Raw genomic sequence first — 14,271 nt, 5'->3', positions numbered from 1 at the left:
ATCGTGCATGATCTCGTGACGGTCGTCACCCGTCCAGTTACGGACTGTTGCACGGTGGTGGACGATGAGTGCGGAGGCCCCACCCGGGACCGAACGCGGTTCTCACTCCGCGGACGGGTCGATAGCGTGCGTCCCTAGACGTTATCCCCTCCGAGCCAGCGACACACTGTGCCGGAAAGGTAGTCCGACGTGGTCGGTGAACAGGTGACACGGGAACTCGCGGCGAGACTGGGCGAGGACGGGATCGACGTGGTGCGGGTGGTCTTCCCCGACCTGCTCGGCACCGACCGCGGCCGTGACGTCCTCGTGGAGCATCTACCAGCGGTGGTGCAGCGCGGACTGTCGTTCTGCCGCGCCGTCTACAGCACGACCCCCGGCGGCGAGACCACCGAGAACGGTGGTGTGCTCGACGCCGGCCTGCCCGACGTGATCGTGGTCCCCGACCTCGACACGCTGCTGCCGATCCCGTGGGAGCCGGGGGTGGCGTGGTGCATCGGCGACGCGGTCAGCCCCTCCGACGAACGGCCGGTCGACGAGTCTCCGAGGCAGGTGCTGCGCCGCACACTGGAGATCTTCGACACCACCGGGCTGCAACCCGTGATAGGCCCGGAGCTCGAATATTTTCTCTGCGAACCCGACGAAGACCGCCCGAACGGGTGGCGTCCGTACTGTGACGAACCCGGCAACGTCTACGCGACGGGCCGCCGCGGCGACTCGGACGGTCACCTCCTGCGCACGCTGCGCACGCTCAGCTCCGCGGGCCTGCAGACCACCGGAGGCAACCACGAGTACGCGGGCGGCCAGTTCGAGATCAACCTCGTCCACTCCCCCGCGATGGACGCCGCCGACCGCGCGTTCCGCTTCAAGACGAGCGTGAAGGAGCTGGCCAGGCGGGAGGGCAGGCTGGCGACGTTCATGGCCAAGCCGTTCAACGACGGCGGCGGCTCCGGCTTCCACCTGCACCTGTCCTGCCACGAGCGGGACGGCCGCAACGCGTTCCAGGCGGCGGGCACCTCGCACGGCCTGTCGGACGAGGCCCGCTGGGCCATCGGCGGCATCCTCAAGCACGCCCCGGCGCTGGCCGCGCTGCTCAACCCGACGGTGAACTCGTACAAGAGGTTCGGTCCCGACTCGCTCGCCCCGTGGCTGATCGACTGGGGCCTCGACAACCGAAGCGCGATGCTGCGGGTGCCGGCCGAACGCGGCGAGACGACCAGGCTGGAGCTGCGGCTCGGTGACGCGAGCGCCAACCCGTACCTCGGCATAGCGGGCCTGCTGGCGGCCACCTACCTGGGCATCCGCGACCGGATAGAGCCGCCGCGGCCCTCCGCCGGGTACGGCTACGACCCGTCGAAGGCGCCGACGCTGCCCGCCACCCTCCCCGACGCGCTGGCCTACCTGGAGGAGGACACGGCGATGGTCGAGGTGCTGGGCAAGGACTTCGTGCGGTCCTATGTGGACTTCAAGTGGGAGGAGGTGGCCCGCTTCCAGCGGTTCGTGACCGACTGGGAGTTCACCGAGTACGCGTACCACCTATAGTTCACCCGCGATGACTGCACTCACGGACCGGCTCACCTCGATCGCCGACGAAGACGAACTGTTCGACACCTTCTCCCACTGGGCCGCCGAACGCGGCCTCGCGCTGTACCCGGCGCAGGAGGAGGCGGTCATCGAACTCGTCTCCGGGGCCAACGTCATCCTCAGCACCCCGACCGGGTCCGGCAAGAGCCTGGTGGCCATCGGAGCCCACCTCGTCGCCATGGCCGGCAACCAGCGCAGCTTCTACACCGCGCCGATCAAGGCGCTGGTCTCGGAGAAGTTCTTCGCGCTGTGCGAGGTGTTCGGCCCGGAGAACGTCGGCATGATGACCGGCGACGCGAGCGTCAACGACCAGGCGCCCATCATCTGCTGCACCGCGGAGATCCTCGCGAACATCGCGCTGCGCGACGGGGCGGACGCCGACGTCGGCCAGGTCGTGATGGACGAGTTCCACTTCTACAGCGAGCCCGACCGCGGCTGGGCGTGGCAGGTGCCGCTGATCGAGCTGCCGCAGGCGCAGTTCCTGCTGATGTCGGCGACGCTCGGCGACGTCACGTTCTTCGAGAAGGACCTGACCCGGCGCACCGGCAGGCCGACCGCGGTGGTCCGTTCGGCGCAGCGCCCGGTCCCGTTGAACTTCCAGTACGTCTCCACCCCGCTGCACGAGACGATCGAGGACCTGCTGCACGGCCGCGAGGCGCCGATCTACGTCGTGCACTTCACCCAGGCCGCCGCGCTGGAGCGCGCGCAGTCGCTGATGAGCGTCAACGTCGCCACGAAGCCGGAGAAGGAGGCGATCGCGACGACGATCGGCAACTTCCGGTTCTCGTCCGGCTTCGGCAAGACGCTGTCGCGGCTGGTGCGGCACGGCATCGGCGTGCACCACGCGGGCATGCTGCCCAAGTACCGCCGCCTGGTCGAACAGCTCGCGCAGGCGGGTCTGCTGAAGGTCATCTGCGGCACCGACACGCTCGGCGTCGGCATCAACGTCCCGATCCGCACGGTCGTCTTCACGGCCCTGTCGAAGTACGACGGCACGCGGACCCGCATCCTGAAGGCGCGCGAGTTCCACCAGATCGCGGGCCGTGCGGGCCGCGCGGGCTACGACACCGTCGGCACGGTCGTCGTGCAGGCGCCCGAGCACGAGGTGGAGAACCTCAAGGCGCTCGCGAAGGCGGGCGACGACCCGAAGAAGCGCCGCAAGGTCGTGCGCAAGAAGGCGCCGGACGGGTTCGTGTCGTGGAGCGAGTCGACGTTCGACCGGCTGGTCGGCGCCGAACCGGAGCCGCTGACGTCGTCGTTCCAGGTCTCGCACGCGATGCTGCTGAACGTGATCGGCCGCCCCGGCGGCGGCGCGTTCCAGGCCATGCGGCACCTGCTGGAGGACAACCACGAGGACCGCTCCAAGCAGCTCAAGCACATCAAGCGCGCGCTCGCGATGTACCGGGCGCTGGTCGCGGCGGGCGTGGTCGAGCGCGACGGCGACGACTTCCGCCTGACGGTCGACCTTCAGTTCAACTTCGCGCTGAACCAGCCGCTGTCGCCGTTCGCGCTGGCCGCGATCGAGCTGCTCGACCGCGAGGCGCCCGGCTACGCGCTGGACGTGCTGTCGGTGATCGAGTCCACTTTGGACGACCCGAGGCAGATCCTGGGCGCGCAGGAGCACAAGGCGCGCGGCGAGGCGATCGGCGCGATGAAGGCCGAGGGCATCGAGTACGACCAGCGCATGGAGCTGCTCGACGAGGTCACCTACCCGAAGCCGCTGGCCGAGCTGCTCGACGCCGCGTTCCTCACCTACCGCCGCGGCCACCCGTGGGTCGGCGACTACTCGCTGTCCCCCAAGGGCGTCGTGCGCGACATGTACGAGCGCGCCATGACGTTCACGGAGTACGTGTCGTTCTACGGCCTCGCCCGCTCCGAGGGCCTCGTCCTGCGCTACCTGGCCGACGCCTACAAGGCGCTGTCGCAGACGGTGCCGGAGGAGGCCAAGACCGAGGAGCTGCAGGACCTGATCTCGTGGCTGGGCGAGCTGGTCCGCCAGGTCGACTCGTCGCTGATCGACGAGTGGGAGAAGCTCACCAACCCCGACGCCCCCGCCGAAGAGGTCCGCGTCGACCTGCCGCCCGCCGTCACCCGCAACGTCCGCGCGTTCCGCGTCCTGGTCCGCAACGCCCTGTTCCGGCGCGTGGAGCTGGCCGCGAAGCGCGACTGGTACTCCCTGGGGGAGCTCGACCACGAGTCGGGCTGGACGGCCAAGGAGTGGATGGACGCCCTGGAGCCGTACTTCGAGGAGCACTCGGACATCGGCACCGGCCCGAACGCGCGCGGCCCGGCGTTCCTGATCATCAACGTCGAGCGCGAGCGCTGGGTGTGCCGGCAGATCTTCGAGGACCCGGCGGGGGACAAGGACTGGGGCTTCAACGCCGAGGTCGACCTGGCCGCGTCGGACGAGCTGGGCGAGGCGGTCGTGGTGATCACGGACGTCGGCCGGCTCTGACCGGAGCGCACGAGCCGGACGTTCGACGTAGTGGCGGCCACGCGCCGTCCGAGAGAACGTCCGGCACCGGTTCGTCGAACGGTCCACTATTTCCTGCGCGACGCGTGCAAAAGAGTTAATTCGCTTGACGAGAACTCGAGCCCGCTAACGCAATGCGTGATTTCTGCGACCCAGGACACACCGGATCGGCCCAACACCTCCGGCCCCACCTGGCCCACCACCACCCGAGAACCGGCAGAACCCCGCGACAGGTGGCTAAACGGCGCCTGTTGAGACAAAGTGGCGAGTTATTGACCACGGGAGCGGCGTTCGGGCAACATCATTGCGCCGGACTACCGGTGTCGAGATATGGTGTCGCCCAGTGGGGGAAATGTTCGCACTCGTCCTCACCCGCTGTCGCGATACGACGGGAGGATTGAAGTGGACCCGGCACTGGACGCCGTGCGCGCCCGGTTGGCGGAGATCGTCGCGTCACCACCGGAGAACACCGACGACCTCGTCGACACGCTGAGCGGTCTCGCCAAGCTCTCGGACCAGTGGTCCGAGGCCATCCAGGCGTTGCGCGCTCCCACCAGAAGGCTCGTCGGACCGGCCGCCGCGGCGTCCGTGAGCGTGGCCGCCCGCCGCGCCGAGGAGTCGTTCATCGAACTGGAGATCACCTTGGGTGACGCCCTCGCGGCGCAGCCCCGTGCCGTGCGCCAGCCCTGAGAAACCTCCGCGCTAAAGCCACCGGCACCGCCGGGCGAACTGTTTTCACCCGATTTGCGTCTGGCATTCGAGACACATCCGTTCGGGGGGTATCCGCGTCTCGTCACGGTGACGGATGATGCGGCCGTTCGGGTACGACCGACGCGGAGGGGGTACCTCGCGGTGCGCACGTCCGACGGACGGACCCCCGTGGCGGATCACCCTCCGTGAGGGGGCATGATCGCGTATCCGACGCCCTCGGCTCACCGGCACGAACGGACAGGTCGCGGTCCGATCGCCGCCACGTGAGGATCGGCCGTACACAGTTTGGACTCGATCTCGAATGACCTCTGGTCTGCCCTGCCCCATCTGCGAGGGGCCGGATCGACGTGGCAGCCTCGAACGCTCCCTGAGGGTGCTCGCCGTCGACGACGAGGCCCCCGCGCTGGAAGACCTCGTGTACCTGCTGCGCTCCGACCCGCGCATCGCCCACGTGGAAGCGGTCACCGACGCCACCAAGGCGCTGCGGGTGCTGCACCGGGCGATGGACGCCGGTCAGCCGCTGGACGCCGTCTTCCTCGACATCCGCATGCCGGGGCTCGACGGTCTCGACCTCGCCCGCGTGCTCTCGCGGTTCGCGCAGCCGCCACCCATCGTGTTCGTGACGGCGCACCAGCAGCCCGCCGTGGAGGCGTTCGAGCTGAAGGCGCTCGACTACCTGCTCAAGCCCGTGCGCCAGGAACGGCTCGCCGAGTCCGTGCACCGGATCGTCCACGAGGTGCTCGACTCGCGCGGCACCTCCGAGCCCGCCGCCACCCCGGCGCCCCAGCCCGCCGGCGGCACGCCGCCCGAGGTCGGGGACGAGGTCATCCCCGTCGAGCTCGGCGGCGTCACCCGGTTCATCCGCCTCGCCGACATCCGGTACGTGGAGGCGCACGGCGACTACGCCCGCCTGCACACCGCGACGGGCAGCGGCCTGGTGCGCGCCGCGTTGAACGGGCTCGAAGAGCGCTGGCGCAGCGCGGGGTTCGTCCGCATCCACCGCAGCCACCTGGTCTCGCTCGGGCACATCGACGAGATGCGGCTGGAGGACGGCCACCTCAGCGTCACGATCGGCGGCGCCGTGCTGCCGGTCAGCCGCCGGCACGCCCGGCACCTGCGTGCGCTGCTCGTGCGCGGCACCCGGCCCACCACCGCGCCCGGTCCCACGGGTCCCGCCCCCGGTTCCACGGGCGCGGCGCCGCCGCGGAACGGGCTCGGGTCGTGACGGCACCGCCACCACCCCACCGGCCCCCGCAGCGGCCGACCCAGCGCGTGGTGGTGACCAGCCCGCGCACGCGTGCACCCCGTGCGCGCCGCCCGTACTCCGGCACGCGGGAGATCAACGAGCAGAGCGAGCTGGGCGCCGTCTACATGCGCACGCTGATCGGCGCCCAGCGCCGCCTCGGCCTGTCGGTGTGCCTGGTGACGTGCGGCGCGCTCGCCCTGCTGCCGCTGCTGTTCACGATAGAGCCCGAGCTGGGGAAGTTCCGCGTGTTCGGCCTCGGGCTGCCGTGGTTCCTGCTGTGCCTGGCGACGTTCCCGATGCTGGTGCTGGCCGGCTGGTTCTACGTGCGGCAGGCCGAACGCAGTGAACGCGAGTTCGCGGAGCTGGTCGAACGCCCATGACGAGTGGGTACGCCGTCGTCGCGGTGATGGTCGTCGTCCTGGGCACGATCCTGGTCGGCGCCTACGGCCTGCGCGTCTCCCGCACCACGTCCGACTTCTACGTCGCCTCGCGCACCGTCTCGCCGTGGTGGAACGCCTCCGCGATCGGCGGCGAGTACCTGTCGGCGGCGTCGTTCGTCGGCATCGCGGGCCTGATCTTCGCCTACGGGCCGGACATGCTGTGGTTCCCCGTCGGCTACACGGCCGGGTACCTGGTGCTGCTGACGATGGTCGCGGCCCCGCTGCGCCGCTCCGGCGCCTACACGCTGCCCGACTTCGCCGAGGCGCGCTTCCGCTCGCGGGTCGTGCGCGGGGTCGCGTCGAGCCTGGCGCTCGCGATCGGCTGGCTGTACCTGTTGCCGCAGCTGGAAGGCGCGGGCCTGACGCTCAACACCGTCACGGGCGCACCGGACTGGGCGGGCGCGCTCGTCGTCACCGTGGTCGTGACGGTGAACGTGATGTCCGGCGGCATGCGGTCGATCACGTTCGTGCAGGCGTTCCAGTACTGGCTCAAGCTCACCGCGATCACCGTGCCGATCATCTTCCTGGTCGCGGTGTGGCAGGTGCGCGGCGCCGACTCGCTGACCGAGCCGGAGTTCCCGTCGTTCCGGCAGGACACCGAGGTCAGCTTCCAGCGCCAGGCCACGATCCACGCCGAGCAGGAGATCGTCATCCGGGGCACCGGCGTCGTCGACGGCGAACGCCTCGAGGACCGCGAGCTCCTCCTGACCAGCGGCTACCACCGCATCGACGGGGGATCGAAGTTCACCTTCCCGAAGGACGCGCCGGTCCCCCACCTGTCGACGATGGCCCACAACACCAACGAGTCGTGGTCGCTGCCCGCGTCGAGTGGCGCGGACTTCCCGCTGTACGGGGCGTACTCGCTGATCATCGCGACGTTCCTGGGCACGATGGGCCTGCCGCACGTGATCGTGCGCTTCTACACCAACCCGAACGGCACGGCCGCGCGCCGCACGACGTTGATCGTGCTCGGCCTGCTGTCCGTCTTCTACCTGATGCCGCCGATCTACGGCGCGCTCGGCCGCGTCTACACGCCGGAACTGCTGATGACCGGCCAAACCGACGCCGTGGTGCTCGTGCTGCCCACCCGCATGATCGACGGCATAGGCGGACAGCTGCTGGGAGCACTGGTCGCGGGCGGCGCGTTCGCCGCGTTCCTCTCGACGTCGTCCGGCCTCGTCGTGTCCCTGGCGGGCGTGCTGTCGCAGGACGTGCTGCGGCTCGGCGGCGTGCGCGGGTTCCGGATCTCGGCCGTGCTGGCGTGCCTCGTGCCGCTCGCGATGACGTTCGTGTCGACGACGATGCCGGTGGCGGACATGGTCGGCCTCGCGTTCGCCGTGGCCGCGTCCTCGCTGTGCCCGTTGCTGCTGCTCGGGATCTGGTCACCGAAGACGACCACCATCGGCGCCGTCGCCGGCATGCTCGCCGGAGGCGTCCCGGCCCTGACCGCGGGACTCGTGACGATGTTCACCGACACCGGCGACTCCTGGTACGAAATCCTGCTCTCGCGCCCAGCCGCGTGGACCGTGCCGCTGGGCTTCACGGTCATGTACGTCGTGTCGTTGGCCACCCAGAAGCACGTTCCGGCAGGGGTGCAGCGCACGATGGTCAAGCTCCACGCCCCGGAGAACCTCGGTCTGGACGGCTCGGGCTCGTCCTCGTCAGGTCAGGAACGAAGCTAGAAGGTGACCATGCACGACTTCCTCACCGCGGCGGCGATCCTGGTCGTCGGCGGAGTCGCGGTGCTCGTCCTGTGGCGGGGCACGCGCACGAAGCACGCCCTCTCGACCGAGGCCCAGCGCGTCACCTACGAAACCCTGCACACGGCCTGGTCCGCCGCCCCTCCCCTACGAGCGGGCCTGGTCCCCGACGCGGCGAAGAAGTCGGCCCGCCACCTCCGCACCCTCCTCGACACCCCGGCACTGGCCCTGACCGACGAGACAGAGGTGGTCGCCTGGGAAGGCGTCTCAGAACACCACGCCGCCGAAGCCATGACCCAGGCCGAGGACGTCTTCCTGACCGGCCGCACCCAGGCGTTCGACATCGGCTGCACCGAACCGAACTGCCCGATCAACTGCGCCGTGGTCGCCCCCCTGACCGTCGAGGGCCGAGTGGTGGGCACCCTCGCCGCCTACTCCCGGGAAGCCTCGGCGGGCCTCGTCCGCGCCACCAACCAGGTAGCCCGCTGGGCAGCGGGCCAACTGGAACTGGCCGAGCTCGACCGCTCCCGCACCCGCCTGGTGGAAGCCGAAGTCCGCGCCCTACGAGCCCAGATCTCCCCGCACTTCATCTACAACTCGCTCTCCGCCATCGCCTCGTACGTCCGCACCAACCCGGAACGAGCCCGCACCCTCCTCCTGGACTTCGCCGACTTCACCCGCTACTCCTTCCGCCGCCACGGCGACTTCACCACCCTCGCCGAAGAGCTCCGCTCGATCGACCAGTACCTGGCCCTCGAACGCGCCCGCTTCGGCGAACGCCTGACGGTCACCCTCCAGGTGGCCCCCGAGGTCCTGCCGGTCACAGTCCCGTTCCTCTGCCTGCAACCCCTGGTCGAAAACGCGGTGCGCCACGGCATGGAGGGCAAGGTGGAACCGGGCCACATCCAGATCTACGCCAACGACGGCGGCGCCGAAGCCCACATCACCATCGAGGACGACGGCATAGGCATGGACCCGGACAAGCTCCGCCGCACCCTGGCAGGCCAGGTGGACGAGTCAGCGGGCATCGGCCTGGGCAACATCGACGAACGCCTCCGCCGCGTCTACGGCGACGAGTACGGCCTGGTCGTGGAAACCGCCCTGGGCCTGGGCACGAAGATCACCGTGCGGGTGCCGAAGTACCAGGCGGGCATAAACGGCATGTGAGCCCGCCCGGCGCACGACGCGACCGGATCGCGCGGCCGGGCCAAGGGCGGCCGCGCGGCGCGGCTCGGGCGGGCGGCACGGCTCGGGCGGCACGGCTCGGGCAGGCGGCTCGGCTCAGGCGGCACGGCCCAGACTCGGTCAGCCCGGTGTGGACCCAGGCCGGGTCAGCCCAGTCTCGCCCTCAAGCCCGGCAGCCCACCCACCCCCAGGCACGCAAAAGCCGGGGAACACCCTTCGCAGGACGTCCCCGGCACGAGAGCGACGAGCGTCAGCCGGCGGCCTTGGCCGCCCGCCGGTCCGCCGCGTCGAGAACGGCGCGGACCCAGTCGAGCTCGTCGGTCCCGCAGGCCCCCTCGGCCGCGGCCCTCCTCAACCGCACCCACAGCCCCAGGTCGGTCCACTCCTGGAACCGGCGGTGCACGGTGGGGACGGTGACGCCGAACGACGCGGGCAGGTGGCGCCACGCGCATCCGGAAGACAGCACGAACACGATCGCGGTGAAGACCGAGCGGTTGCTCACCCTGCCCCGGCCACCGCCCTGCCTGCGGACCTTGGCCGGTGGGATGAGCGGTTCCACGACCGCCCACAGGCTCGGGGACACGAGGCGCGCCGCGAGCTGGTCGATGACGTCGCCCCTGCCGGTGTCGGCCGGCTGCTCCGGCCACGACGAGGCGCGGGTCCAGGACTCCTGCCGCGCCGGGTCGGCGGGCCGGGCGTCCTGGCGGGCGGACTCGGCGCGCTGACGGGAGCGGAGCAGCGTGGCCAGGGCCGTGTCCTCGGCCGTGGTGCGGCGCTGGGGGACGGCGTAGCCCTGGTGCTGGGCCCTCGCGATCTCGGCGCCGACGGTGCGGCGGAACGACGGGTTGTTCACGAGGCGCGGGTCCACCGGCTGGCCGTAGCGCGTCGGGACCTGGCCCTGGCGCGGGGGTACGGAGCGCTGAGGCACCTGGCGGGGCGGGACCTGCCGCGCTAGCCGCGGGTCCGGGGTTCGTGCGTACTGCGATTCGGTCATGGTGTGGTCCTCCGCCAGGACTTTTCCGTCAGGTGACAGCACTCACCGTAGGAAGGTGATCATGGAACAGGTAAGAGGACGGACCGCATGAGGCGATGAACGGACGGGAGGCGGCGACGCACGGCCATTCCAAGTGAGACGAGTGGTGCACTGTCTGCGACGAACGGATAACCGGTCGTGTCACGCTTTCCACCATCGGGTGATGTCGCCGAACGGTCGCCGGGCGGTTGTCGTGATCTTCGCGTTGACGGTCGGGTTACCGTCCGGAGGTGAAGCTTTGGGCCACCAGCGACCTGCACGTCACCTACCAGGACAACCGTCACGTGGTGGAGGCGGTCGTCGCGCCGGACCCCGCCGACTGGTTGATCGTCGCCGGGGACATCGGCGAGAAGTTCGCCGACGTCGAATGGACGCTCACGCAGCTCAGCGCCAAGTTCGCCCGAGTGGTCTGGTCACCGGGCAACCACGAGCTGTGGACGACCAAGGACGACCCCAACCAGGCGCGCGGCGAGGTGCGCTACAAGCAGCTCGTGGAGCTGTGCCGCGGGCTCGGCGTGCTGACGCCGGAGGACCCGTACGCCGTGTTCGAGGGGGACGGAGGGCCGGTCACCGTCTGTCCACTGTTCCTGGGTTACGACTACTCCTTCCGGCCACCAGGTGCCACGGACGTGGAATCCGCTCTCGACATCGCGCGCCAGGCGGGTGTCGTGTGCACGGACGAGTACTTCCTGCACCCGGACCCGTACCCGTCGCGCGACGCGTGGTGCCGGGCGCGGGTGGCGGAGACCGAAGAACGCCTCGCGCAGGTGAGCGGGCCGACGGTGCTGATCAACCACTACCCGCTCGTCCGGGACCCCACGTTCGTGCTGCGCTACCCCGAGTTCGCGCTCTGGTGCGGCACGGCGCTGACCGCCGACTGGCACAAGCGGTTCAACGCGGTCGAGATGGTCTACGGCCACCTGCACATCCCGCGCACGACGCACTACGACGGCGTGCGCTTCGACGAGGTCTCGCTCGGCTACCCGCGCGAGTGGAAACCGCGCGGCACCACCGGGGTGAAGCTGCACGACGTCCTTCGGGAGCTGTGAAGGTGCTGGAACAACTCCTCCCCCCGCCCATCGCGGCGGTGGAGCGCTACGACGACGCCCAGCCGGCCGACCTCTTCCCCGAGGAGGAGGCGCTGATCACCAACGCGGTCGCGAAGCGCCGTTCCGAGTTCGGCACGGCCCGCGCGTGCGCCCGTGACGCGATGCGGCGCCTCGGCGTCGAACCCGTCGCGATCCTGCCCGGCCCGAAGCGCGAGCCGCAGTGGCCGCCGGGCGTCGTCGGGAGCCTCACGCACTGCACCGGCTACCGCGCCGCCGCGCTCGCCCTGGACACCGACTACCGGACGATCGGCATCGACGCCGAACCGCACGCCCCCGCGCCGGACGGCGTGCTCGGCGCGATCGCGATCCAGGCAGAGCTCGACCGGATGCCCGGCCTGCGGGCCGAGGACCACAAGATCTGCTGGGACCGGCTGCTGTTCAGCGCGAAGGAGTCCACCTACAAGGCGTGGTTCCCCCTGACCCGGCGGTGGCTGGGCTTCGAGGACGCCGACATCACGCTGTCCGCCGACGGCACGTTCCACTCGCGCGTCCTGCTGCCGGACACCCCGATCGCCGGGTTCCGCGGGCGGTGGCTCGTGCAGGGCGACGTGCTGGTCACGGCCATCGCGGTGCCCGCATGACGTCCGACCGGCTGACCAGCCGGAAAGCCGGGGGTGTCGGGCTTGATCAACCGGGGTAAGGAGTGGTGGGCTTAACGCTCGACCGCCGGGAGGCCACCATGGGCGAGGACGTCGCGAAGCACGAGTTCACGCGCGAGGACCGCACGCGGTACCGCACCAAGGTGCGGCGGTGCCTCGACGTGTTCGCGCGGATGCTGCGCGAGGCGAGGTTCGACTTCGAGCGGCCGATGACCGGCCTCGAGATCGAGATCAACCTCATCGACGAGAACGCCGACCCCGCGATGAAGAACCACGAGGCCCTCAAGGTCATCGACGACCCGGACTTCGTGACCGAGCTCGGCCAGTGGAACATCGAGATCAACGTGGCACCGCGCCGCCTCGCGGGCGGCGGCATCACCTCGTTCGAGGAGACCGTCCGGCGCAGCCTGAACTCCGCCGAGGAGAAGGCGCGCGAGGTCGGCGCCCACATGGTCATCAACGGCATCCTGCCGACCCTGCGCAGCAAGCACATCTCACCCGACCTGCTGTCGAGCAACCCGCGCTACGCGCTGCTCAACGAGCAGGTGCTGGCCGCGCGCGGCGAGGACCTGCAGATCTCCATCGACGGCGTCGAGCGCCTGCACCTCACGTCCAGCTCGATCGTGCCCGAGGCGGCCTGCACCAGCACGCAGCTGCACCTGCAGGTGTCGCCGGAGCAGTTCCCCGCCTACTGGAACGCGGCGCAGGCCATCGCGGGCGTGCAGGTCGCCGTCGGCGCCAACTCGCCGTTCTTCCTCGGCAAGGAGCTGTGGCGCGAGACCCGCATCGCGTTGTTCCAGCAGGCCACCGACACCAGGGGCGACGAGCTCAAGGCCCAGGGCGTGCGGCCGCGCGTGTGGTTCGGCGAGCGGTGGATCAACTCGATCTTCGACCTGTTCGAGGAGAACGTCCGCTACTTCCCCGCGCTGCTGCCCATCACCGATGAAGAGGACCCGCTGGCCGTCCTCGACAAGGGCGACACGCCGACCCTCAGCGAGCTGAAGCTGCACAACGGCACCATCTACCGCTGGAACCGCCCGGTCTACGACGTCGTGCGCGACAAGCCGCACCTGCGCGTCGAGAACCGCGTGCTGCCCGCCGGCCCGACCATCGTCGACACCCTCGCCAACGCCGCCCTGTACTTCGGGCTGGTGCGAGCCCTGGCGGAGGACGAGCGTCCCCTGTGGTCGCAGATGAGCTTCCAGGCCGCCGAGGAGAACTTCAACGCCGCCTCCCGCAACGGCATGGACGCGCAGATGTACTGGCCCGGTGTCGGCACCGTGCCGGTGGTGGAGCTGGTGCTGCGGCGACTCCTTCCTCTCGCGCACGAGGGGTTGATCCGGTGGGGCGTCGACTCGGCCGAGCGGGACCGGCTGCTCGGGGTGATCGAGCAGCGGTGCCTGAGCGGCATCAACGGCGCGACCTGGCAGGCGCGCGAGTTCCACCGCCACTACGACCACTCGCACCTCGACCGGGCCGACGCGCTGCGCACGATGCTGCGCACCTACGTCGACCTGATGCACGCCAACGAGCCCGTGCACACCTGGCCGGTGACCGGGGCCTGAGCCCGGCCAGGCTCGCCGGGGGAGCTTCCGGTGGGAAGCGACCCCGGTGAGGGCAACCTGGTGAAGGCAGCCCGGTGAGGTGCCTGCCAGGATGCGTCCAGGCAGGGAGCAGCCCCGAAGGGCACTGCCGAACAGCAAGCAGCCCGGCAAAGCCCCACCAACCGGCCAACCGGTCGGCAAGGCCCTACAGACGCCAACCGGTCGGCGAGGGACCACCGGCTACCAGCAAGCGAGCCGTCTCGGCGGCGCCCGCGACGGGCAAGCCGATGGATGGCCTGCGCGTCCAGCCAGGCGACTGCTCAAGCAGGCACCCACCTGAACGGCACGCACGAGCCACGCACTGCGTGGCTCGTCGTCCTGACGGGCGACAAACGCAAGCAACCGAACCCGAGCAACCGAGCGCACCGCTCGGACAAGCCGCCCGTGAGGCGACAGACCCGAACAGCCCGGCACACCCCGGTGGCCGGACCACGGCGACCCGAGCGGACAGGCGTGACCGAACGACACGCAGGTGCCACAAGAGAGGCAGGCCGGTCTCCGGCGGCGCGGAACGCGCGAAGGAATCAAGGGCGGCCCGCCACGTCCACGCGTCTGGACGCCGCAACCACCGACGAGAAGACCATAGCCGC

10 protein-coding genes and 1 pseudogene are annotated in these 14,271 nt (G+C 70.3%); 10 read left to right on the top strand and 1 reads right to left on the bottom strand.

Translation table 11 applies throughout. The features are described from left to right. Window positions 1-204 precede the first annotated feature (204 nt). From BLT23_RS14210 to BLT23_RS14180, 7 genes are all read left to right on the top strand, one after another. A complete protein-coding gene (locus BLT23_RS14210; protein ID WP_245743947.1) occupies window positions 205-1,539 on the top strand; it encodes a glutamine synthetase family protein in 1,335 nt (444 codons plus the stop codon). A gap of 10 nt (window positions 1,540-1,549) precedes the next feature. Then, window positions 1,550-4,036 (top strand): DEAD/DEAH box helicase, encoded by a 2,487-nt coding sequence (locus BLT23_RS14205; protein ID WP_090049254.1) that lies wholly within the window; start codon window positions 1,550-1,552, stop codon window positions 4,034-4,036. 420 nt (window positions 4,037-4,456) lie between these two features. Next, on the top strand, window positions 4,457-4,744 hold the full coding sequence (locus BLT23_RS14200) for a hypothetical protein (RefSeq protein ID WP_090049252.1): 288 nt from the start codon (window positions 4,457-4,459) through the stop codon (window positions 4,742-4,744). Window positions 4,745-5,066: 322 nt separating this feature from the next. Further along, on the top strand, window positions 5,067-5,990 hold the full coding sequence (locus tag BLT23_RS14195; RefSeq protein ID WP_090049250.1) for a LytR/AlgR family response regulator transcription factor: 924 nt from the start codon (window positions 5,067-5,069) through the stop codon (window positions 5,988-5,990). Window positions 5,991-6,043: 53 nt separating this feature from the next. After that, window positions 6,044-6,391, top strand: coding sequence for a hypothetical protein (locus tag BLT23_RS14190; RefSeq protein WP_245743946.1), 348 nt, complete (start codon window positions 6,044-6,046; stop codon window positions 6,389-6,391). After that, a complete protein-coding gene (locus BLT23_RS14185) occupies window positions 6,388-8,133 on the top strand; it encodes a sodium/solute symporter (RefSeq protein ID WP_090049245.1) in 1,746 nt (581 codons plus the stop codon). Before BLT23_RS14190 ends, BLT23_RS14185 begins: the two co-directional genes overlap by 4 nt. Window positions 8,134-8,142: 9 nt before the next feature. Continuing rightward, window positions 8,143-9,318, top strand: coding sequence for a sensor histidine kinase (locus tag BLT23_RS14180; protein WP_090049495.1), 1,176 nt, complete (start codon window positions 8,143-8,145; stop codon window positions 9,316-9,318). Between the two features lie 280 nt (window positions 9,319-9,598). Here BLT23_RS14180 and BLT23_RS41625 read toward each other — a convergent pair. After that, a pseudogene (locus BLT23_RS41625) lies at window positions 9,599-9,943 on the bottom strand (transposase); the annotation flags it as partial. Between the two features lie 656 nt (window positions 9,944-10,599). On the opposite strand from BLT23_RS41625, the gene BLT23_RS14170 reads away from it, so the two are divergent. From BLT23_RS14170 to BLT23_RS14160, 3 genes are all read left to right on the top strand, one after another. Then, window positions 10,600-11,418, top strand: coding sequence for a metallophosphoesterase family protein (locus BLT23_RS14170; RefSeq protein WP_090049241.1), 819 nt, complete (start codon window positions 10,600-10,602; stop codon window positions 11,416-11,418). Between the two features lie 2 nt (window positions 11,419-11,420). Further along, window positions 11,421-12,059, top strand: a complete 639-nt coding sequence (locus BLT23_RS14165; RefSeq protein ID WP_090049494.1) for a 4'-phosphopantetheinyl transferase family protein — start codon at window positions 11,421-11,423, stop codon at window positions 12,057-12,059. A 98-nt stretch (window positions 12,060-12,157) separates the two neighbouring features. After that, window positions 12,158-13,642, top strand: coding sequence for a glutamate-cysteine ligase family protein (locus BLT23_RS14160; protein WP_090049239.1), 1,485 nt, complete (start codon window positions 12,158-12,160; stop codon window positions 13,640-13,642). The last annotated feature ends 629 nt before the right edge of the window (window positions 13,643-14,271 follow it).

Origin of the sequence: Lentzea fradiae (genome assembly GCF_900100955.1) — a bacterium.
Classification (GTDB): domain Bacteria; phylum Actinomycetota; class Actinomycetes; order Mycobacteriales; family Pseudonocardiaceae; genus Lentzea; species Lentzea fradiae.
This window is presented reverse-complemented; position numbering and strand designations above follow the sequence as displayed.